General features: G+C 73.2%; 18 protein-coding genes. 9 read left to right on the top strand and 9 right to left on the bottom strand.

Annotated features, from left to right (window positions below; translation table 11 throughout):
* Window positions 1-25: 25 nt before the first annotated feature.
* From ACIBCA_RS19260 to ACIBCA_RS19275, 4 genes are all read right to left on the bottom strand, one after another.
* Window positions 26-148 carry a hypothetical protein gene (locus tag ACIBCA_RS19260; RefSeq protein WP_396284105.1) on the bottom strand — a complete coding sequence of 41 codons (123 nt, stop codon included), beginning with the start codon at window positions 146-148 and terminating at the stop codon, window positions 26-28.
* Window positions 149-482: 334 nt separating this feature from the next.
* Window positions 483-2,753, bottom strand: a complete 2,271-nt coding sequence (locus ACIBCA_RS19265; protein ID WP_396284106.1) for an FtsX-like permease family protein — start codon at window positions 2,751-2,753, stop codon at window positions 483-485.
* Window positions 2,750-3,460: an ABC transporter ATP-binding protein gene (locus ACIBCA_RS19270; RefSeq protein ID WP_396284107.1), complete on the bottom strand. Its 711-nt coding sequence runs from the start codon at window positions 3,458-3,460 to the stop codon at window positions 2,750-2,752. Before ACIBCA_RS19270 ends, ACIBCA_RS19265 begins: the two co-directional genes overlap by 4 nt.
* Entirely contained in the window at window positions 3,457-3,981 is a 525-nt protein-coding gene (locus tag ACIBCA_RS19275; protein WP_396284108.1) for a PadR family transcriptional regulator, read from the bottom strand. The genes ACIBCA_RS19270 and ACIBCA_RS19275 overlap by 4 nt, the downstream gene beginning before the upstream one ends.
* A gap of 173 nt (window positions 3,982-4,154) precedes the next feature.
* Here ACIBCA_RS19275 and ACIBCA_RS19280 point away from each other — a divergent pair, with 173 nt between their 5' ends.
* The 5 genes from ACIBCA_RS19280 to ACIBCA_RS19300 all read left to right on the top strand — a co-directional run bounded on the left by ACIBCA_RS19280 (window position 4,155) and on the right by ACIBCA_RS19300 (window position 11,100).
* On the top strand, window positions 4,155-4,346 hold the full coding sequence (locus ACIBCA_RS19280) for a hypothetical protein (RefSeq protein ID WP_396284109.1): 192 nt from the start codon (window positions 4,155-4,157) through the stop codon (window positions 4,344-4,346).
* Window positions 4,347-4,495: 149 nt separating this feature from the next.
* Window positions 4,496-4,876: an STAS domain-containing protein gene (locus tag ACIBCA_RS19285; protein ID WP_396284110.1), complete on the top strand. Its 381-nt coding sequence runs from the start codon at window positions 4,496-4,498 to the stop codon at window positions 4,874-4,876.
* Window positions 4,877-5,064: 188 nt separating this feature from the next.
* Complete coding sequence (locus ACIBCA_RS19290; protein WP_396284111.1) at window positions 5,065-8,061, top strand: ATP-binding protein; 2,997 nt, start codon at window positions 5,065-5,067, stop codon at window positions 8,059-8,061.
* Window positions 8,058-10,511: a SpoIIE family protein phosphatase gene (locus ACIBCA_RS19295; protein WP_396284112.1), complete on the top strand. Its 2,454-nt coding sequence runs from the start codon at window positions 8,058-8,060 to the stop codon at window positions 10,509-10,511. Before ACIBCA_RS19290 ends, ACIBCA_RS19295 begins: the two co-directional genes overlap by 4 nt.
* 169 nt (window positions 10,512-10,680) lie before the next feature.
* The gene (locus ACIBCA_RS19300; RefSeq protein ID WP_396284113.1) at window positions 10,681-11,100 is read left to right on the top strand and encodes an ATP-binding protein; all 420 of its coding nucleotides are present in this window, start codon (window positions 10,681-10,683) and stop codon (window positions 11,098-11,100) included.
* 109 nt (window positions 11,101-11,209) lie between these two features.
* On the opposite strand, the gene ACIBCA_RS19305 is transcribed toward ACIBCA_RS19300, so the two are convergent.
* The 3 genes from ACIBCA_RS19305 to ACIBCA_RS19315 all read right to left on the bottom strand — a co-directional run bounded on the left by ACIBCA_RS19305 (window position 11,210) and on the right by ACIBCA_RS19315 (window position 13,889).
* Window positions 11,210-11,878, bottom strand: coding sequence for a phosphoribosyltransferase (locus tag ACIBCA_RS19305; protein ID WP_396284114.1), 669 nt, complete (start codon window positions 11,876-11,878; stop codon window positions 11,210-11,212).
* 74 nt (window positions 11,879-11,952) lie between these two features.
* A complete protein-coding gene (locus tag ACIBCA_RS19310; protein WP_396284115.1) occupies window positions 11,953-12,417 on the bottom strand; it encodes a hypothetical protein in 465 nt (154 codons plus the stop codon).
* 356 nt (window positions 12,418-12,773) lie between these two features.
* Window positions 12,774-13,889 (bottom strand): serine hydrolase domain-containing protein, encoded by a 1,116-nt coding sequence (locus tag ACIBCA_RS19315; RefSeq protein WP_396284116.1) that lies wholly within the window; start codon window positions 13,887-13,889, stop codon window positions 12,774-12,776.
* A 123-nt stretch (window positions 13,890-14,012) separates the two neighbouring features.
* Here ACIBCA_RS19315 and ACIBCA_RS19320 point away from each other — a divergent pair, with 123 nt between their 5' ends.
* Window positions 14,013-14,894 (top strand): GyrI-like domain-containing protein, encoded by an 882-nt coding sequence (locus ACIBCA_RS19320; RefSeq protein WP_396284117.1) that lies wholly within the window; start codon window positions 14,013-14,015, stop codon window positions 14,892-14,894.
* A 240-nt stretch (window positions 14,895-15,134) separates the two neighbouring features.
* Here the strand turns inward: ACIBCA_RS19320 and ACIBCA_RS19325 are convergent, their stop codons facing one another.
* On the bottom strand, window positions 15,135-15,428 hold the full coding sequence (locus tag ACIBCA_RS19325; protein ID WP_396284118.1) for a hypothetical protein: 294 nt from the start codon (window positions 15,426-15,428) through the stop codon (window positions 15,135-15,137).
* A 120-nt stretch (window positions 15,429-15,548) separates the two neighbouring features.
* On the opposite strand from ACIBCA_RS19325, the gene ACIBCA_RS19330 reads away from it, so the two are divergent.
* Window positions 15,549-16,136 carry a TetR family transcriptional regulator gene (locus tag ACIBCA_RS19330; protein WP_396284119.1) on the top strand — a complete coding sequence of 196 codons (588 nt, stop codon included), beginning with the start codon at window positions 15,549-15,551 and terminating at the stop codon, window positions 16,134-16,136.
* Between the two features lie 685 nt (window positions 16,137-16,821).
* Window positions 16,822-17,700, top strand: a complete 879-nt coding sequence (locus ACIBCA_RS19335) for a transcriptional regulator (protein WP_396284151.1) — start codon at window positions 16,822-16,824, stop codon at window positions 17,698-17,700.
* A gap of 115 nt (window positions 17,701-17,815) precedes the next feature.
* On the opposite strand, the gene ACIBCA_RS19340 is transcribed toward ACIBCA_RS19335, so the two are convergent.
* Complete coding sequence (locus tag ACIBCA_RS19340; protein WP_396284120.1) at window positions 17,816-18,346, bottom strand: hypothetical protein; 531 nt, start codon at window positions 18,344-18,346, stop codon at window positions 17,816-17,818.
* A 640-nt stretch (window positions 18,347-18,986) separates the two neighbouring features.
* Here ACIBCA_RS19340 and ACIBCA_RS19345 point away from each other — a divergent pair.
* Window positions 18,987-21,035, top strand: coding sequence for an amino acid adenylation domain-containing protein (locus tag ACIBCA_RS19345; protein WP_396284121.1), 2,049 nt, complete (start codon window positions 18,987-18,989; stop codon window positions 21,033-21,035).
* Window positions 21,036-21,064: the final 29 nt, after the last annotated feature.

Below are 21,064 nucleotides of genomic sequence, written 5' to 3' on the forward strand. Positions count from 1 at the left end.
TGCGGCGCCATGTTCTGACGGCTGATCAGCTGATCTTGTCGGCGCCCTGAAGGGGCAGGCCGTTCATCGCGTCCCGGTCGGGGTTGCGGACGAGGTCCCCGGACTTGGCCAGGCGAGAGCAGGTGCTTTCCAGGGTCTTGCGGTTCACGCCGGTGACCTGCCTGGACGAAGTCACCACCCGGCGCGAGCAGGTGCAGCGCGAACACTACAACCGGCTGCGCGAGCCCGAGACCCCCGGCAGCCCGCCCGTCAACGCCCCCGCCCCGGCCGAGACTCGGCGGCGCCGATCGCTCAACTCCCGCCACGCCGCCCTGGCCGCAGGCCGTGCAGCGCGACCCGTGGCTGCTCCACCGCGGGGCGAAACCGCATGAAGACCGGCACACGGGCGCGACACTGTCGCCGGATGCCGCAGCATCACCAGGCCGGTCCTGGGCCCGAGCCGGGACACGATAGACCGGGAATCGACCGGCTTGGTCGGTGGATCAGTCGTTTCGGGCGACTTCGGGGCCGGTGATCCGGCGGAGGAAGGGAAAGGTGGAGGCGATAACGGCGAGTGAGGCGATCAGCCCGGTGAGGACGATGACGTAGTACTCGATTCCTGGCGGCTGGAGTGAGTAGCCGAGTTGCGCCTTGACGAAAAGGTGGGCGGCGAGGAATCCGGTGCCCGTTGCCAGGACGGCGACGGCCAGGAGCGGTACCGCGCTTTCCAGGAGGACCACTTGGCGCAGCACTCCGAGTGGGATGCCGGTGAGGCGTAGCAGGCTGAAGGGCCGTTTGCGGTCGGCCAGGCCGGCGGCGACGCTCACGGCCAGGCTGCAGCCGGCGATGGGCAGGCTGGTGAGAATCATGACGTTCGCGAGTTGCCGCGATTCGTCGGTGTCCCGCTGACGCTTGGCGGCGACTTCGTTCATGGTGGCGGGAAAGGGCGATCGATCGGGATAGGCGGTCTCAAGCATGGTGCGCACCTGCTCGATCACGGGCTTCGACCCGTTCGTGCTCACCACGATCGTCCAGACCGGGAGGGTCTTCAGGCGGTCTGGTTCGATCGGCGCGGCGGGCCAGAGGGTTCCGGTCCGGGGGTCGAAGACCTCTGGTCCGATCGCTGCGGCCTGTGCCCCGGCGGCGCAGCGGCCGAGGACCGGTGTGGTGGCCAGTTCGGCGCACGAGACGAGGCCGCCTGTCAGTTCCCCGTTGGCGGTGGAGGCCGCCGAGTCGAGGGGGTTCGCGTGGATCAGGGTGACGCCCTGGACGCCCTGGATCGACCGGAGCTCGGTGAGCAGCGTGTCGGGGACGCTCGGCACGGGGTTGCCCTTCTGCTCGCCGGTGGCGGACTGGTTGCCGAACTGGTGGGTGATGGTGTCGGCGGCGATCTGGCCGCCGCGGTTGACGCCGCGGTGTGCGACGAAGGTGGTGAGCGTGCCGATGGCCATCGTGGTGACGAACAGGGCGATGATGAGTCCGCTGACCGCGCGGAAGGCCGCTTGCGGGTTGTCGGCGAGGCGCCGCCCGGCGACGAGAACGGAAGGTCGGCTGGTGCGCCGGGCGATGGCCCGGGCGCCGATCATCGTCAGCCATGGGCCCGCGACTATCAGTCCGCCCATGATGAGCAGGATTCCGGGGAGGTAGGCCATGATCTGTTTGTTGATGGTGGCGGGCCGCCCTACCCCGACGACGTAGGAGAGTTCACCCATCCCGGTCAGCAAGGGGATCACGCGCCACCAACGAGGGGGGCGCGGGGTGACGCGCCGGACCACCCCCAGCGGGGAGATCCGGACCCGCCGCAGCGCGACCAGGGCAGCCGACAGCGCGCCGATCGGAACTCCCAGCACGACGAGCAGGATGTGGGCCGGGCTGAGCGTCAGGTCGCCGGTGTAGAACGGTGTGCCGGTGAACGGGATCGAGGCCAACACGGGCCGGAGCAGGAGGAACATACTGAAGCCGACCACCAGGCCCGCGGTGGCGGCGACGATCGACTCGACCGAAGCCAGCACCGTGACCTGCCGGGGCGTGGCGCCGACCAGGCGCATAGCCGCGAACCGCTGTTCACGACGGGTCGCGGCGAGCCGGGTCGCGGTACCGATGAAGATCACTGTCGGGAAGAACAGTGCAAGTGCCGCGACGGCCAGGACGAACTTCAGCTGGTCGGCGTTGATGCTGATCGCCCCGCAGTTGGAACAGTTCATTGGCGCCTGCTGCTGGATGGCGGTGATCTGGCGGGCGTGCGGGGCGTGCATGAGTTCGTCAGCTCGCCGGCCGACGATGATGATCAACGAGTCCGGTGCGGGCAGCGCCGCCGGCCCGATCGTGCCGACCTGGTGGCCGGGGAAGCGGGCACTGAGCTGCGCGACGGGAGCGGTGTGGATGAGCGCGGCCAGGGCGGGCGAGGCGTAGTACTGCCCCGGTTCGGGCAGGTGCGGGATGCCGGGCGGTAGGGGCGCGTTCGGTCCGGTGGCAGCCAGGTCCACGCGGCCGATGATCTGCCCGTCGAAGTTGTCGCCCGTCAGGCGCCACCACAGCGCGTTCGCCGCCGTCGTGCTGTCGGCCGAGGAGTTCTCGGAGGTGCTGGTCGGCGGCGTCGTGAGGCCGGTCTCCAGCCATGCGTACCGGGTGTTCTGCTTGTTGACCGCGTTCATGCCGGCCAGACAGGTCAGCAGCAGGCCCGTCCCCAGTGCCACGGCCACGGCGATCAGGAACAGGCGCGCGAGAGCCTCTCTTCCGCCGCGCAGGCTCAGACGCAGACCGAGGGCGATCATGATGCCGCCCGTCCGGACGACAGGGAGGTCGCCTTCCCATCGCGGACGATCACCTGGCGGTCGGCGTAGGCGGCCACCCGGGAGTCGTGGGTGACAAGGACGACGGTGGTGCCCTCCCGGCGGGCCGCGGTGACCAACTGCCGCATCACGTTCTCACCGGTGAGCGAGTCCAGCGCTCCGGTCGGCTCGTCGGCGAACAGCACCTTCGGCCCGGCGGCCAGGGCGCGGGCCAGCGCGACACGTTGGGCTTGCCCGCCCGACAGTTCCCCGGACCTGCGCTCCTGCAACCCGTCCAGATCGAGCCGCCGCAGCCACTCCTGAGCCTGCGTCAGTGCCTGCGTCCGGCGGGCTCCGGCCAGCAGGAGCGGCAGGGCGATGTTCTCCTCGGCGGTCAGTTCGGGGACGAGCTGACCGAACTGGAACACGAACCCGAAGTTGTCCCGGCGCAAGGTGCTGCGTTTGGCCTCACTCAGGGTGTCGATACGGCGGTTGTCGAAATGGACCTCTCCGGAGGAGGGGGCGAGGATTCCGGCGAGACAATGCAGCAGCGTCGACTTGCCCGATCCGCTCGGGCCCATGACAGCCACGATCTCGCCTGCGGCCGCCGACACGTTGGCGCCCCGTAACGCAGGGGTCCGGCCGAACGAGATGGCGACGTCGCGCGCCTCGATTAAGGCCGCTCGGGCCGGACCACCGGTGGCGCTCATGACCGTACCGCCTCGGCCAATGCCCCAAGGCGCGCTGTGGTCAGGTCGATCCACCGCAGATCGGCTTCGAGGTGGAACAGGCCGTGATCGGCCAGGAGTGTGTCCACGAGAGTGCTGGTCTCCTTGAGCGCGGTCAGTTCCCGCATGCGCTGCAGGTGAGCAGTCCGCTGGACGTCGAGGTAGTGCTCGGCGTCGCGTCCCAGCATCAGCGCCAGCACGACCTTGGCGAACAGCACCGTCTGCAGGCTGGGCGCGGGTTCGACCGGCTCTGCCAGCCAGGTCTCGACCTCGGTCACCCCCAGCTCGGTGATCAGGTAACGCTTGCGGTCGTGTCCCGTACTCGACTCGCTGTCGGCGGCCGCCACCTTTCCGTCCCGGGCCAGCCGGCCCAAGGTGGCATACACCTGACCGAACGGCAGTGGCTTGCCTCCGCCGAAGAAGGCGTCATAGTCGCGTTTGAGGTCGTACCCATGGCTCGGCTCGCGCTCGAGCAACCCAAGAAGGGTCAACGGAACACTCATAGGGCGAACATACACTCAGTACATATCTCGCGTACATATACGCGAGGAAGCCGCGCAGACCGGCTAGAGGCGGGGCTGGCGGGGATCACCGGGGCTCGCCTGGTGCCCCTGGTTCGTGCAGGTGCCCGCTTCGAGAACGGTCACCTCGTGGAGCGCTCCTCGGACCTGGTGGCGTGAGTCTTGAGGTTCCCCTCGACGTCCTCCTGCTGAACTACCTCAACCACCGGCGTGCCGCGCACGAGCAGCATGTCGAACCCCTGCGTGGCGACTGCGACCTGGTCGTCGACGGGGATCGCCCGGTCAACGACCTCGCTCAGCACGTCTGGAAGGCGATCGCGGCCAAAGAGCCGATCCACAAGTCCTGACTATTGCTCCAGGGGCTCCAGGGGCTCCAGGGGCTCCAGGGGTGTTTCGGGTGTTTCCCTCGCCCGTCAGCGGACAGCCGCTCTGTGAGGCCGTTTCCCCGTGGCCGGCCTCGGGAGGGTGGGAAAGGGGGCCGAGAGGAGCGAGGACGATGGCACAGCGCCCGTCGAACCCCCAGCAGCGGACGTTCGACGACCTGGACGTGCCCGGCGGGTTCAGTGCGGAGGTGTCGCTCTGGGACGAAGGCACCGTCGTCTCGCTCTTCGGTGAACTCGACCTCGACTCCGTGGCCGACCTGGCCGGCGTCCTCGAACCGGTGCTCGACCAGCCCGCCACCGTCGTCGTGATCGACTGCGCCGGGCTCGAGTTCTGCGACTCCACGGGCCTCAACGCCCTGCTGCGCGCCCAGGCCCGCGCCGGGGCCCGGGGCAGCCGGATCGAACTGGCCCGCCCCCGCCCGCTGGTCCTGCGGATGCTCCAGCTCACCGGCGCGACGGACGCCTTCACCCTGCGCGACACCCTGCCCGCCTGAGCCCGGCCCGAGCCCGCCCCAGCCCCGCCCCCCGCCCCGGCCCACTGCGCCCGGGCCCGGACGGCCGCGGCTGTCCCCCCTGCGCCCGCGGTGGCACAGTGGGAGCAGGGCGGCAGCGCGCCGCCTCGGGCCGGGGTGTTCCGGCGGACCGGAACCCCGGCCGGACGGCGATCCGGACGGTGGGACGGATGGACGAGCACCCCGTCGCGGGAGAGGCGGAGCAGGCGCTGCGCCCGCTGCTCGCCGGGCTCACGGCCGTCCGCGACGGCGACTTCGGGACCAGGCTGGACGAGGACCGCCCCGGCGTGCTCGGCGAGATCGCCACGGTCTTCAACCGGATGGCCGACCAGCTCGCCCGGGTGACCTCCGAGGTGACCAGGGTCGCCTGGGAGGTCGGCACCGAGGGCCGCCTCGGCGGCCAGGCCCGGGTGCCGGACGCCACCGGGACGTGGCTGGACCTGACCGACGCCGTCAACGCGATGGCGGGCAACCTGACCGGGCAGGTCCGCAACATCGCCCAGGTGGCCACCGCCGTCGCCGAGGGCGACCTCACCCGCAAGATCGACGTGGTCGCGCGCGGCGAGATCCTGGAACTCAAGACGACCCTGAACACCATGGTCGACCAGCTGTCCTCCTTCGCCGGCGAGGTGACCAGGGTCGCCCGCGAGGTCGGCACCGAGGGCCGCCTCGGCGGCCAGGCCCGGGTGGAGGGCGTCTCCGGCACCTGGAAGAGCCTGACGGAGAACGTCAACGAGCTGGCCGGCAACCTGACCCGGCAGGTCCGGGCGATCGCCGAGGTCACCAGCGCCGTCGCCTCCGGCGACCTCACCCGCTCGATCAGCGTGGACGCCTCCGGGGAGGTCGCCGACCTCAAGGACAACATCAACGCCATGGTCGGCTCACTGCGCGACACCACCCTCGCCAACCAGGAACAGGACTGGCTCAAGACCAACCTCGCCCGGTTCTCCGCCGAGATCCAGAGCCGCCGGGACATCCGCGCCGTCGCCGAGATGGTCACCGACGAGCTGACCCCGGTGGTCGGCGCCCAGTACGGCGCCTTCTTCCTCGCCGAGGAGACCGACCACGGCACCGAGCTCGCCCTCATCAGCTCCTACGGCCGGCCCGCCGACGGGCTCCCGGAGCAGCGGCTGCGACTCGGTGAGACCCTGGTCGGCCAGGCCGCCCGGACCAGGCGGCCCATCGCCGTGGACGACCTGCCGCCCGGCTACGCCACCGTCGCCTCCGGCGCGGGGTCGGGCGACGCCCGCTCGCTCGTCATCCTGCCGGTCGCGCTGGAGGAGTGGCTGCTCGGTGTGATGGAGTTCGCCTCCGTCCACTCCTTCACCCAGGTCCACCGCGACTTCCTGGAGCGCTTCGCCGAGACCTGCGGCGTCACCATCGGCACCCTGCTGGCCAACGCCCGCACCGACGAACTGCTCGGCGAGTCCCAGCGGCTCACGGCCGAACTCCAGGCCCGGTCCGAACAGTTGCAGGAAGGGCAGGAGGAACTGCGGCGCTCCAACGCCGAGTTGGAGGAGAAGGCCGGACTGCTCGCCCAGCGCAACCGCGACATCGAGGCCAAGAACCTGGAGATCGAGCAGGCCCGCCAGGAACTCGAGGAGCGCGCGCGGCAGTTGAGCCTCACCTCGATGTACAAGTCCGATTTCCTGGCCAACATGAGCCACGAACTGCGCACCCCGCTCAACAGCCTGCTCATCCTCGCCCAGCTCCTCGGCCAGAACTCCACCGGCAACCTCACCGCCAAACAGGTCGAGTACGCGGGCGTCATCCACTCCGCCGGCGCCGACCTGCTCCAGCTCATCAACGACATCCTCGACCTCTCCAAGGTCGAGGCCGGTAAGATGGAACTGTCCCCCGAGCCGTTCGCCGTAAGGGAGTTGCTGGAGTACGTCGACTCCACCATCCAGCCGCTGGCCGACCAGAAGGGCCTCGTCTTCGAGTCCGCCGTCGACCGAGAGGTCCCCGAGCGGCTCGTCACCGACCAGGCCCGGCTGCGGCAGGTGCTGCGCAACCTGCTCTCCAACGCCGTCAAGTTCACCGACACCGGCCGGGTCGATCTGCGGATCGAACGCGCCGAGGCCCCCGGCCTGCCCGCCGAACTCGGCCACGCGGACGCCGCGGTGGCCTTCCGCGTCGACGACACCGGCATCGGCATCGACCCCGCCCACCTCGACGCCATCTTCGGTGCCTTCCAGCAGGCCGACGGCTCCACCGGCCGCCGCTACGGCGGCACGGGCCTCGGGCTCTCCATCAGCCGGGAGCTCGCCCGGCTGCTCGGCGGCACCATCACCGTGGTCTCCACGGCGGGCTCCGGCAGCCGCTTCACCCTCTACCTGCCCATCGGCGCGGCCCAGGCGGACCCGGACGCCGGGGCGCGGACGGAGACGGACGGGAACCCGGGCATCCTGGTGGTCGAGCCCGACCCGCCCGGACTGCTCACCCTCCTCACCCGCTCCGCCACGGACGCCTCCGACCCGGCGCCGTCGGTCGAGGGAGTCGCCGACGAACCCGCGCTGCGCGCCGCCCTCGCCGCCGTGCCCCGGCGCGCCGTCGTGCTCGACCTCGCCCGCTCCGGCGACCTCGCCCCCGTGCTGTTCGACGCCCTCCCGGAGGGCACCCCGGTGCTCGGCTACCAGGCGGACGGCGAAGCCGGCGCGGTGCCCGGCGTGGAGCTCGCCCACGGACTGGACGAGCTGCGCGAGCGCGTCACCCGGCTCCTCGCCGACCACCGCGAGACAGCCCCAACCCCCGTGTCCGCCCCGCAATCGGGGCCGGCGGACGACGCACTCGCCGGGCAGACCGTCCTCATCGTCGACGACGACGCCCGCACCGTCCTCGCCCTCGCCGCCGCCCTCGAACAGAGCGGGCTCACCGTCCTGCACGCCGGAGACGGCCGCACCGGACTCGACCTGCTGCGCGCCCACCCCGAGACCGCCCTCGTCCTGATGGACGTCATGATGCCGGGCCTCGACGGCTACGCCGCCATCGCCGCCATCCGCGCCGACGACCGCTTCGAGGGCCTGCCGATCATCGCCGTCACCGCCAAGGCCATGCCCGGCGACCGCGACAAGAGCCTCGCCGCGGGCGCCGACGACCACGTCACCAAGCCCGTGGACACCCCCCGCCTCCTCGCCCTCCTCCGCCGCCGGCTCGGCACCCCATGACCGGCCCCCGCCAACCGCGCCCCGACGCCGAAGCGGACCCCGCAGCCGGCCCCGAAGCCGGCCCCGCGCCCCGCCCTGAAGCCGAACCCGAACCCGACCCCGCCGCCGACCCCTCCGGCGCCACCGCCCGTGCGCTCGCCGGGACCGTCCGCCGCCTCCAGGCCGCCGCCGCCCGGGAGCGGTCCGCCGCCCGGACCCGGTCGGTCGTCGACCTCGCCACCGGCATCCTCGCCGAGCGCCTCGACATGCTCCCCACCGAAGCCGCCGCCCAGCTCGCCCGGCTCGCCCGCGAGGCCGGCGTCCCCGTCGCCACCCTCGCCGCCGACATCGCCCGCCGCCCCGGCGCCGAGCCCGAACCGGCCCCGGCCGCCGCCCCCACGCCCCCGTCCGGCCTCCTGGTACCGGCGCTCGAAGCCGACGGCCCCGACCTGCAGCAGGCTTCCGCCGCCGTCCTGGAGCAGAGCGGCGCCGCGCTCGGCGTCCACGCCGTGGCCGTCTGGCGGCGCCTGCCGGGCGCCGCGCTCGCCCTCGCCGCGCACGGCGGGCTGCCCGCCGCCGAGGCCGCCGCCTGGAGCCGGGTGCCGCCCGGCGTCACCACGCCCGCCCAGTACGTCGTCGGCGGCGGCGCGGAGGAGCTGTGGCCCGGCGACCCGGCCACCGCCGCGCCCTCCGTCGGCAGCGGCAGCGGCAGCGCCCGGGCCGTCCTGCCGCTGCTGGACGGCGGCCGCTGCCTAGGAGCCCTCGAACTGCTGTGGCCCGGCACCGCCCCGGAGCTCACCGCGGCCCAGCGCCGCCAGCTCCACGCGCTCGCCGACCTCTGCGCCACCCTGCTCACCCCGTCCGGGCAGGCCCCGCCGCCACGGGACGTCACCGACCTCGTCGACGGTCTGCTCACCCCCGCGCTCCTCCTGGAACCCGTCCTCCTGGACCCCCTCCAACACGGCGGCCTGGTCACCGACTTCACCATCCGCCGGGCCAACGCCCGCTTCCGCGACCCGCTGGGCCGCCCCCGCGACGAGCTCGAAGGCGCCTCCTTCCTCGCCTCCTACCCCGTCGCCGCCGCCGGGGGCCTCTTCCAGCACCTGCTGCGCGTGCACCGCACCGGAACCCCGCTGCCCGGAGCGACCGTGCAGGTCATCGTCAGGAACGGCCGCTCGGTCGAGCCCGCCACCGTACGGCTGTCGGTCGCCCCGCTCGGCCCGCTGCTGCTCGTCGAATGGCGGCCCGACACCGAGCCCTCGCCCGGCGACGACGAACAGGCCGCGCTGCTGCGCCAGGCCCAGCGCCTCGCCCGCGTCGCCGGGTTCGAGGAGCACCCCGAACACGGCCGGGTCCGCTGGAGCGACGGGCTGCGCGACCTCTTCGGGCTGCCCCCGGGCGCCCCCGCCGTCCCGCTCGCCCACCTCGCCCGGCACACCCACCCCGACGACGAACCCGCCGTGCGCCGCCTCGTCGACACCGTCCGCCACCGCCACCGCGCGGCCTCCGCCGTCTTCCGGCTGGCCCGCCCGGACGGCACCTACCACTACACCCGGGTCATCGCCGAGCCCGTCCTGGACGAGGAGGGCGGGCTGCTCGCCGTCCGCGGCGCCTACCACGACGTGTCCGCCCAGCACTGGACGGAGGTCGCCCTCGGCGCCACCCGCGAGCGCCTCGCCGACAGCGAGCAGGAGTCCGCCGAACGCGGCCAGCTGACCCTGCGCCTCCAGCAGGCCATCCTGCCCGCCGCCCCGCCGCCGCTCGGCGGCACCGGACTGCGCGCCGCCGTGCGCTACCGCCCCGCCGCCCAGCGCGACCGCGTCGGCGGCGACTGGTACGACGTGCTGCTGCTGCCCGACAAGCGCGTCCTGCTCGCCGTCGGCGACGTGGCCGGACACGGCGTCGGCGCCGCCACCGGCATGGTCGCGCTGCGCCACGCCCTGCGCGGACTCGCCGTCACCGGCGCCGGGCCCGGCCGGCTCCTGGAGTGGGCGAACACCGTCGCCCTGCGCGAACCCGGGCAGGTCACCGCCACCGCCGTCTGCGTCCTGCTCGACCCGGCCACCGGCGACCTGCGCTGGGCCCGCGCCGGCCACCTGCCCCCGATCCGGCTCAGCACCGACGGTGCCCATGTCCTGCCGCTGCCGCACGGCGTGCTGCTCGGCGCCCTGGACGACGCGACGTACGAGGAGCACACCGCGCGCCTGGACAGCGGGGACGTCCTCCTGCTCTACACCGACGGCCTGGTCGAACGCCGCGACCGGCCCGTCGAGGACTCCGTCGACCAGTTGATCCGCACCGCCGGCCCGCCCGGCCCGGACCTCGAGCACTACCTGGACCGGCTGCTCGACCTCAGCCCCGCCGACACCGAGGACGACGCCTGCCTGATCGCCGTCCAGGTCGACCAGGTGTATCGACCCGCACGGCGGCGGGTCGGCCGCGCCGCGTTACGGGCCGGGCGGCCCGGGTAGGCGCCGCCGGGGGGACCCGAACGTGACGGACGGGGAAACCCATGTCGTTGCCGGGACTTCCCGCCCGGCGCCGGGGCGGGCAGCTGTTCGGCCACCGACGCTCGGCCACTGACGCTCGGCCACTGACGCTCGGCCACTGATGTTCGGCCATTGAGGGAGATGCAGTCGCATGACGGGAGCGCGGAGGATCCCACCACCGCGCTCCTCGGCGTGGCCGTGGGCCAGGCGGCTGCCGCTGTCCGCACGTCCGGGCTCGGCCGCCGAGGCCCGCCTGTGCACCGTCGGGTTCCTCGCCGACGTCGCCGACCCGCTCGTGGTCGCCGACGCCGTCCTGCTGGTCTCCGAACTCGTCGGCAACGCCGTCCGCCACACCGGAGCCCCCCGCTGGCTGCTCCTCGTCCGCGCCCCCGGCCTCCTGCGCATCGAGGTCGGCGACGCCAGCCCCCGCCCGCCCCTCCCGCGCCCGCCCACCCCCGCCGACCACACTGGGGGGCTGGGCCTCTTCCTACTCAACCACCTCTCCCAGCACTGGGGCTGGCACACGGCGGACACGGGCAAGGTCGTCTGGTGCGACCTGCGGGTGCCGTAGTCGCGTACCGGGCCGGTCCGCCGGGCACTACGCCCGTAGTGGCACTACTCGAGTAGTGCCACTACGGGCGTAGTGCCGTACGGGCCCGGCGGGATCCGCACGCTGCGCCCTACCCGGCGGGGGCACTCGCGTGGTGGCGGCCGTGGCGGCGCAGCAGGAGGACGGCCTCGCGGGCGGTGACGGTGTGGAACTCGCCGTAGAAGGGGCCGGCGGCGTGGGCGTAGTCGGGCAGGTGGAGGCAGATGAGGACGTCCACTTCGTGGCGCAGGTCGTCGGCGAGGCGGGCGTCGCAGACGGGGGCGGCGAGGAGGAGGCGGGCGGGGCGGTCGGAGAGGAGGGTGCGGACGGCGGTGTGGCCCGTGAGGGCGTCGGTGAGGCCGTCGGAGACGAGGACGGCCGTGCGGCCCTGGATGCGCAGCGGGGCGCGGCCCTCGCGGTAGAGGGCCTCGTCGCGGTGGACCTCGGCGCGTTCGCGCTTGAGGCTCGCGCCCACCTCGGCCGGGGTGACGCCGAGGATCTTGAGGGCGTCGTGGTCGAACAGCGGGGGGTCGCCGTCGGCGACGGCGCCGATCGGGCGGTCGTGGCCGGGCACGTTCAACTGCCGTACCACGATGGCGTCCAGTGGGGCGTCCAGCTCCTCGGCGACCTCGGCGGCGACGGGCAGTCCGCCCGGGGCCAGGCCGAGGACGACGACCTCGCCGTCGGTCCGGTCGCCGATGAACGGGGCCACGGCTTCGGCGAGCCGGCGCCCTGCCGCGGCACGGTCGAGGAATCTCACGGGTCCGTCCTCCTTCTCCCGGCGCATACGAGGCGGCTTCCCCGTCTCGCCCACCTCTAACGTCCGCGCGGACGTTAGAGGTCGGCAGGACGGGGACGGCCGCGAGACAGGGGGACGGCCGGCGGCTGGAGGTGGGCGACGATGGACGGGTCGGGCCCGAGTCCGGTGCGGCGGCGCGGTGGGTCGAGCCGGGCCCAGTCGACCCAGCCCGCCAGGGCGGCCGGTGCGGCGGTCAGCAGTCCGGCCGCCACCAGGGCGTCGGCGCTGCGGCGCCCGCCCGGGGTGGCGTCCAGCAGCTCCGCGGAGGTCCAGAAGTCGAGCGGCATCTGGACGAGCAGCGGGTGGAGCGGGTGTCCGAGCCGGACGCCGCGCAGCGCGTCGCGGTACGGCCCGTGCGGCAGGCTCTCCACGGCGGCGGCGAGCTTCGAGGCGGGGGTGTCCAGGAGGTCCCAGTGCGCCGGTGCGTCGACCGCGCGGCGCAGGCGGCGGGACCAGGGGCGGGTGTGCAGGGGAGGTGAGGTGTTCGGCGAGGTGTTCATGCCGGGCGGCTTGCCGGGTCTCCGGCCCCCGAACCCGATGAGCCCGATCGGGGGCCCGGGCCAGGTCGGACGTCCCGGCGGTCGTTCCGGCGGTCGTTCCGGAACCGGGACGTACCGGACGGCTACCCCGGGGCCGTGTCGCCGATCACCCCGGTTGGACGTCTGGCAGCCGGAGACGCGCGCGACCGGCGTGTGACGCCGCGCACGGCCGTGGCGCTGAACCGTACGACCGACGCGTCCGTTGTGCACCGGACGCGTCGGGGCAGGCCCGACCTCCTGGCTGCTACGGATGGGGACCTTCCCATCCCATCCCATCACATCGGCCGCCCGGTCAGGGACCGGCAACTGAGCGCCCGTCAGCGCAGTCCCTCGTAGGCGGCCATGACGATCTCCATGCCGCGGTTGTCCTCCTGCCGGTCCCGGTCGATCATCCGGTTCATGACGTAGGCCACCGTCATGCGGGCGTCGGGATCGCTCGCGACCAGCGAGCCGCCCCAGCCGCCCCAGCCGAAGGTGCTGCCGAACCTGCCGAAGCCCGCCGTCCAGCACATCGGTGTGCCCAGCACGCGGTCCCTGCCGCGGAACAGCTCCTGCCAGGCCGGCTCGCAGCCCTTCGGGGACAGCAGTCGCACGCCGCCGGCCGACCCCCGGTTCGCCAGGACCGACTGCGCCAGGGCGACGGAGCGGGCGTTGCCGAAGCCGTTCACCGCGGGGAGCTGCGCACGGCGCCAGGCAGTGGAGTTGACGTCCCTGACGCGGATCGCGGGACCGGCGCCCTCCCGGCGCGTGCCGTCCGGCCCCGGCGGTGCGGCGGCGGCGTACTCGTCGGTCAGGGACGGCGGCGCGATGAGGGGTGAGACGCGGTGGTCGTGTTCCGCGGAGAGCCCGAGGTGGAAGTCCGCGCCGAGCGGTCCGGCCACCTCCTCGGCGAAGAACTCGCCGAGGGTCCGGCCGGTGACGCGGCGGACGACCTCTCCCACGAGGAAGCCGAAGCTGAGCGCGTGGTAGCCGGCGGCCGTCCCCGGCTCCCATGCGGGCGCCTGCGCCGCCAGCCCCGCCGTCACGCCCTCCCAGTCGTAGAGCTCCTCGACCGTCGTCGGCCCGGAGAGGTCCGGCAGCCCCGCGGTGTGCGACAGCACGTGCCGCACCAGCACGCCCCCCTTGCCGGACGCGGCGAACCCGGGCCAGTAGGCGGCCACCGGCGCGGACAGGTCGAGCTCGCCCCGGTCGGCCAGGATCAGCGCGCACAGGGCGGTCATGTTCTTGGTCGTCGAGTTCACGGCGGCGAGGGTGTCGCGCTCCCAGGCGACGGACCGGTCCGCGTCGGCGTACCCGCCCCAGATGTCGACCACCGGCTCGCCGTCGACGTGGACGGCCACCGAGGCGCCCACGTCCTCGGCGGCGAGCAGGGCCGCGAGAGCCGCCCGGACCGGCTCGAAACGTGGCTCGGAGAAACCCATAACATCGTTCATGGGCGCAAGCCTCCCGCCGGGCCGCGGCCTCCCGCCCGACCGTTCCCGCACCGGCTCCGTCGGGCGGGCCGCGACCACATCCGCCTCCGCCCGCGCGGGGGCGGCCCGAAAGGACGGACAGGCGTGCTGGAGCGGCTCAATCAGGCGCTGGACCACCTGGAGACGTGCCTCGACCGGGAGGTCGACATCGCGGAGGTGGCCCGGATTGCCGCGGTGTCGGAGTACCACCTCCGGCGGCTGTTCTCCGCGCTCGCCGGCATGCCGCTCCCGGTCTACGTGCGGCGCCGGCGGATGACGCTCGCCGGGGCCGAGGTGCTGGCCGGGGAGCTGACGCTGCTCGACATCGCGGTGCGGTACGGGTACGGCTCGGCCGAGGCGTTCGCCCGCGCGTTCCGGTCGGTGCACGGCGTCGGCCCGGGCGAGGCCCGCCGTACGGGCGCGGTGCTCACCGCGCAGCCTCGCATGTCCTTCCGCCTCGTCGTCGAGGGGAGCGCGGCCATGCGCTACCGGATCGTGGAGAAGGAGCCGTTCCGGGTGATCGGCAGGAAGGCCCGGCTCCCGCTCGTGCACGAGGGGACCAACGCGGCCGCCGAGGCGCACGCGAGGAGCCTGGAGGAGCGGGAGATCGCACGGATGAAGGAGCTGGCCGGCCAGGGCCCGGGCGGGATCCTGTCGGCGGTGGTGTACCTGACCGACAGCCGGGAGGAGGGCGCCGAGGCGGACTACTGGATCGGCGTGGTCACCGCCCCCGGGACGGCCGCCGAGGGGCTCGACGCCCTCGACGTGCCGGCCGGGACCTGGGCGGTCTTCGAGGACCACGGGCCTTATCCGAGCGCCCTCCAGGGACTCTGGCGCGACGTGTTTACGCAGTGGTTCCCCTCGAACCCGTACACGAGCCGGGCGGGTCCGGAACTCCTGCGGACGCGACCGGTGGAGGTCGGCGCGCCGACCGACTCCCAGCTGTGGATCCCGGTCGAGCGGGACGGCGGGCGCGCCGGGGCGTGACCCCCCACCGGCCGGCCAGTCAGCCGGGCGGGCGGGCGGGCTTCGGTGGCGCGGCTCGCGGTGGACGCGTCGTCGCGACGGCCTCGGGAACGCCGTTGTCCCAGGGGCGCGATGACGCTGCGTCAGGCGAACGAAGGCGTGCCGCCGCGCACGGTCGGACGGTGGGGGCGCCGGAACGCGACGTACCGCCCGATCGTTGGATCGGGCGGTACGGACCGGCTTGCGGTGCGGCGAGCAGGCTCACCGGTGGCCGAGGGTGCGGCGGGCGATCCTCGCGTTCGCCTTCATCAGCAGCGGCATCACCCCGTAGACGACCACCGGGACGACGACGGCGGTCATCGCCAGGGTGCGCAGCGGCACCGGCAGGCCGCCGAGGTACGGGCCGAGCAGGAGGAAGGCGGCGGTGATGCTCGGGTAGACGGCGAGCCAGGTGAGCAGTGCCCGGCGGTGCACGGAGGGCATGGCCGGGGCGGTCGGGGCGACCGGAGCAGCCGGGGTGGTGATGGCGGGTGCGGTGATGGTGTCGGTGGACATGGCGCGTTCCTCCCCTACGGCTGGGCCGGAGCTCGAATCTCCAACCCGTTGGTTGGAGTTTTGCAGATGCGGCCGCGAATGTCCAACCATCCGGTTGGAAACTCGCGGTAGGCTGGCCCCATGGCCTGGGACACCGCACGCACGCAGCAGCTCCTCCTCGACGCGGCCGTCGAGGAGTTCGCCGAGTTCGGCCCCGACGGCGCCCGCATCGCCCGGGTCGCCACCCGCGCGGGGGTGAACAAGGAGCGCATCTACCAGTACTTCGGCAACAAGGAGCAGCTCTTCTCCGCCGTGCTCACCTCCGAACTCGCGAAACTGGCGGAGGCGGTGCCCCTGGTCGTCGAGGAGGCGGCGGACTTCGGCGACTACGCCGGCCGCGTCTTCGACTACCACTCCGCCCACCCGCACTTCTCCCGCCTCCTCGCCTGGGAAGGGCTCCAGCGGGGCAAGGTCACCGACGAGCTCGCGGCGGAGGCCGAACGCGCCGCGCACCTCGGGGAGAAGGTCGCCGCCGTCGCCGCCGCCCAGCGGGGCGGCGGCATGATCGACGAGGTCGACGCGGGGCGGATGATGTTCGCGATGATCAGCATGGTGAACTCCTGGATCACCCTGCCGCAGATGGCGCGCCTGCTCCTCGGCGGCTCCGCCGACCCGGCGGCGGACCGGGAGGCGCTGGCCACGCTGGTCAGCCGGATGGCGCGGCCGTAGGGTACTTGGCTTTGCCCCGCGGAGGGCGGCCGGGCGTCCGGCTGCCCGGGCGTCCCGGCGGCCGCCTCCTCGGTGGCCCCGGACGCGAGCGGTCCGTGCGCGCACGGCGGTGCCGGGGGAGTGGGAGAGGGTGGCGGGGCGGTGGTCGGAGGTCCGGTGGCCGCGGCCGGCGTCGAGCTGTTCGTGGGCGCAGGTGGCGATGTGGTGGTCGTGGGCTTGAACGGGCTCGTGCGGCTCGACAGGAGGAAGCGAAGGGAGTCACTCTTGTGGAGGGCGGTCGAGGACTCACGGAGGACCGGTCGACAGCCGTGACGAATACGCCGCCAGATGCCAATTCAATTGTCTTTGCGCCGATTCGACCACGTAGTTGCCTGAACGGGCGTCTACGGGCGTGACTTTGATGCTGCTTTGTGGGTAACGGGGGAGAACGTTGAACGAGCCTATGGAACCGGCACCGATCGAGACACTATGGAGATACAGGGCTGACGGAGTGACGGGACCGGTCGGGTCCACGGGTGACCGGCACGGGCGATCCGTCGCGACCGTTCCGATCGCCCTCCTGGTGCCCGGGGAATCACCGCGTTCGGGTGGCAAGGACCCGGAGCACGTGGCGCGACTTGCGGAGGTGGACGGTCCGCTTCCGCCGATCTTAGTCGAACGCGCGACCATGCGGGTAGTGGACGGGATGCACCGCCTGCTGGCCGCGATCCTGCGCGGCCAGGAGACGATCGAGGTCGAGTTCTTCGAGGGGGGCGCGGACGACGCCTTCCTGCGGTCCGTCGAGATGAACGTGACGCACGGCCTGCCGCTGTCGACCGCGGACCGGAAGGCCGCCGCGGAGCGGATCGTGGCATCGCACCCCTACATGTCGGACCGGGCCATCGCCCGGGCCGCGGGCCTGGGGCCGAGGACCGTCGCGTCGATCCGGCAGCGGTCGGCCGGGGCGGTGGCGAACGTGCGGGTCGGTCAGGACGGCAAGCTCCGGCCGCTGAGCGGGGCCGAGGGGCGGCAGCGGGCGGCGGAGCTGATCGCCGAGCGCCCGGAGGCGTCGCTGCGGGAGGTGGCGCGGCTGGCGGGCATCTCGCCGGCGACGGTCAGCGACGTCCGCCGGCGCCTGGCGGTCGGTGAGCCCCCGGCGCCCGTTCCGGCGGGCCGCGCCGCGTTGCCGGAACGGTCGGAGGCGGAGGAGGGGCCGGGGCCGTACGAAGAGCCCGACATGCTCCGGGTGTCCGGGGACGCGGTGCCGGCGCGGGGCCGGCGGGGACAGGGCGGCCGGCGGGTGCGGCTGGTGCAGTCGGACCCGGTCACCCTGCTGGAGAAGCTGGTGCGGGACCCCTCGCTGCGGCACAAGGAGGAGGGGCGGCAACTCCTGCGGCTCCTGCAGCAGAACGTCATCGGCGCGAAGGAGTGGTCCGAGCTGATCTCGGTGGTCCCGCCGCACTGCGGGGCCCTGGTGGTGGACCTCGCCCGGCAGTGCGCGGAGACGTGGAGGGAGTTCGCACAGGAACTGGACCAGCGGGTGGGCCGGTCATTGACGGACAGTCAGCGTAGCAGCGCATCCTGATCGATGTGGCGACGGCCACCGGGGGTCCGGACAGTGCCCGGACCCCCGGTGGCCGACCCGCCCGGAGGAGCAACTGCCCCCGGGCGCCGCAGAACTGACCGCCCGTGGGGCTTGGTCACCCGCTGTTACGGCAGACGACGGTCCCACTGAGCCTCAGCGGAGCGCCCTGGCCGCCGGATCCGGCGGCATCGAGCTGTACGCCGCCGAGGACGACGCGCCAGACACCGTCCTTCTTCTCGGTGGTGATCCCGCTCGCGCTGTCCTGCGTGTAGCCGTCCTTGTGCTCCGCGGTGCCGAACGTGACCTTCCAGTTCTGCCCGTTCAGCGCGCCGGTGAGCCCCGGGCCGGTGCCGGCCTGGTCGCCGGAGGCCTTGAAGGAGACCAGCTTGTCGCCGCTGACGGTGCAGGTGCTGCCGTCGAACTGGGCGCTGCCCGACTCGGCGCCGGAGTAGCTGAGATGGGCGCCGCCCGTGAGGTTCGGGGTGCCGTTGCCGGTGCCCGAAGCGGGTTGGGCGGGCGGGGCGGGCGCGGACGGCGGGTCGCCGCCGCCGACGGTCTGGCTGTTGCAGCCGGTGAGGACGAGCAGTCCGGCGCCCATGACGAGGCCGGCCACCATGCGTACGCGGCGCAGGTGCTTCGATGACATCTCTCGGAATCCCCTTCGGGCGATCGCTCGCTGGTCGATAAGGGAGAGCATGTCATATCCGACATAAGTGTGCGGTCGGAACGCAATTGTCCCCGGAACGGGCACGGGACTTCGGAGTTCATCGGGCCGGAACGGCTCGAACGCGGTGTCGGCTTCCCCGAATCGATGTTCCGCTGTTCCACTTGTGGGGGGTGTGCCCGACGCCCGTGGTCGCCGTCGGTCGCGCTGTCGCGCGGGTCGCCGTCCGGCCGCCGCGAGTGCTCCGCCGGGCTGTTCAACCACTGCGGCAGCGCAGTTGAACGTCGACGGCGTCCGGCGCGCCGTCCCGTTCCGGGGCTGTCCGCCGGGCCCCGGGGTGGTGGTCGACCCTGGAACGGCGGTGCGTTCCCCGGTTAACCTTCGGAGTTGCGAGGGTTATTCGGACCCGACGGACATATCCGGCACGGAGGAAATGCTCGTGGTGCACGGCACACGCCGGGGATTCGGTGGCGAATCGATGAGGGAATGTTTTCCGGAGCTGCCGTCCGAGGTCGCTCACGGGATACGGCGACTGGCCGCGGAATTCGGCGTCGACGAGGATGCGATAGGGCTGGCAGCCCGGTTCCGGGTGGCGGCCGCGGTCGCCGAGGCGCGGGGCCCGGTGCAGGACGGAGGGGACTGGCGCGAGCTGATCGAGCACGTCGCCGCCGACCGGGGCCGGGCCGCGGCCGAGCTCGCCTGGCAGGCGGTCGGGGCGCAGGAGTACGTGACGCCGGAGCGGGTCGCCGAGTACCTCCGTACCGCGCTGCGTCACCTGGTCGATGCCCCGGAGGAGCCCTGGCACCGGCGCAGCCTGCTGTCTCCGGCCGAACTCTCCGTACTGACCGAGGAGTTCGCGGGGCCGGTGCGCCCGCTGCCGGACCGGCGGTTCCACGAGCTCTTCGAGGAGCGGGTGCGCCGCCACCCCGACCGGATCGCGGGCGTCGAGGGCGGCCGGAGCTGGACCTACGGGGAGCTGAACCGGCGGGCCAACCTGATCGCCTGGTCGCTGCACCGGGGCGGACTGCGCTCCGAGGACGTGGTCGCGGTGATCACCGACCGGACGCTGGAGTGGCTGGCCGCGGTGCTCGCGGTGTTCAAGGCCGGCGGCTGCTACCTGCCGCTCGAACCCGACTTCCCGGCCGAGCGCATCGCCACCGTCCTGGATCGCAGCGGCAGCCGGCGGGTGCTCGCCGAACGCGGCCTGCCGCAGATCGCGGCGGCCCTGGCGGACCGGCCCGAGGTGGAACTGTCGTACCTGGACGACCTCTTGGCACAGCCGGGCCCCGACCGGGACCTGGGGCTCCCGGTCGCCGGCGACCAGCTCGCGTACATCTACTTCACCTCCGGCTCCACCGGCGAGCCCAAGGGGGCGATGTGCGAGCACGCCGGCTTCCTCAACCACCTCCTCGCCAAGATCGAGGACCTCGGCATCGAGGAGGGGGAGACGGTCGCGCAGACCGCGCCCCAGTGCTTCGACATCTCCCTGTGGCAGCTGGTCTCCGCCCTGCTGGTCGGCGGGCGGACCCACCTCGTGGGGCAGGACGTCATCCTGGACGTGCGCCGGTTCGTGGACACCCTCGCCGACGGCCGGATCCAGGTCGTCCAACTCGTGCCCTCCTACCTGGAGGTGCTGCTGTCGGCGGTCGAGGCGCGGCCCACCGCGCTGCCCGCGCTGCGGTGCGTGTCGGCCACCGGCGAGGCGCTCAAGAAGGAGCTGGTGCACCGCTGGTTCGCCGCCTTTCCCGAGGTGCTCCTGGTCAACGCGTACGGACTCACCGAGACCTCCGACGACACCAACCACGAGGTCATGGACCGCGTGCCGGAGCACCGGTCGGTACCGATCGGGCGGCCCATCCGCAACGTGCGGGTCCTCGTGGTGGACGAGCGGCTCGAACCGGTGCCGCTGGGCGTTCCGGGGGAGATCGTGTTCTCCGGGGTGTGCGTCGGCCGGGGCTACGTCAACGACCGGGAGCGGACCGAGGCGGTGTTCGTCCCGGATCCGTACCGGCCGGGCGAACGGCTGTACCGTTCGGGCGACTTCGGCCGGTGGCTGCCGTCCGGGACGTTGGAGTACCTCGGCCGCCGGGACTCCCAGGTGAAGATCCACGGCTTCCGGATCGAGATCGGCGAGATCGAGAACCGGTTGCTCCAGGTACCGGGTGTCCGCGACGGCGCGGTGGTGATCGCGGGGACCGCCGAGCAGCCCCTGCTGGTCGGCCACTACACCGGGGCCGAGGCCCCGGACCCCGACCGGGTCATGGCGGCCCTCGCCGAACTGCTCCCCGCCTTCATGCTGCCCCACCGCCTCCACCACAGCGCGGGGCTCCCGCTGACCGCCAACGGGAAGACGGACCGCAAGCAGCTGGTCCGGCTCGCGGCGGAGGCCGAAGAGGCCGAGCAGGCCGAACAGGCCGCGGCGGCCGGGTTCGAGCCGCCCGCCACCGCGACCGAACAGCGGGTCGCCGCGCTGTGGGCCGGACTGCTCAAGGTGCCGGCCGAGCGCATCGGCCGCCGTGCCCGCTTCGCCGACCTGGGCGGCACCTCCATGACGGCGATCCGACTGGTGATCGCGCTGGACCGGGCGGTGACGGTCGGGGAGCTGGCGGACACCCCGACGGTCGCGGAGGTGGCGGCGCTGCTCGACCGGAAGGCGACCGCCGCCGAGTGACGCGCTCCCGGGCGCCGGTCCGTCGGCCG

The organism is Kitasatospora sp. NPDC051170, from assembly GCF_044455705.1.
GTDB lineage: Bacteria > Actinomycetota > Actinomycetes > Streptomycetales > Streptomycetaceae > Kitasatospora.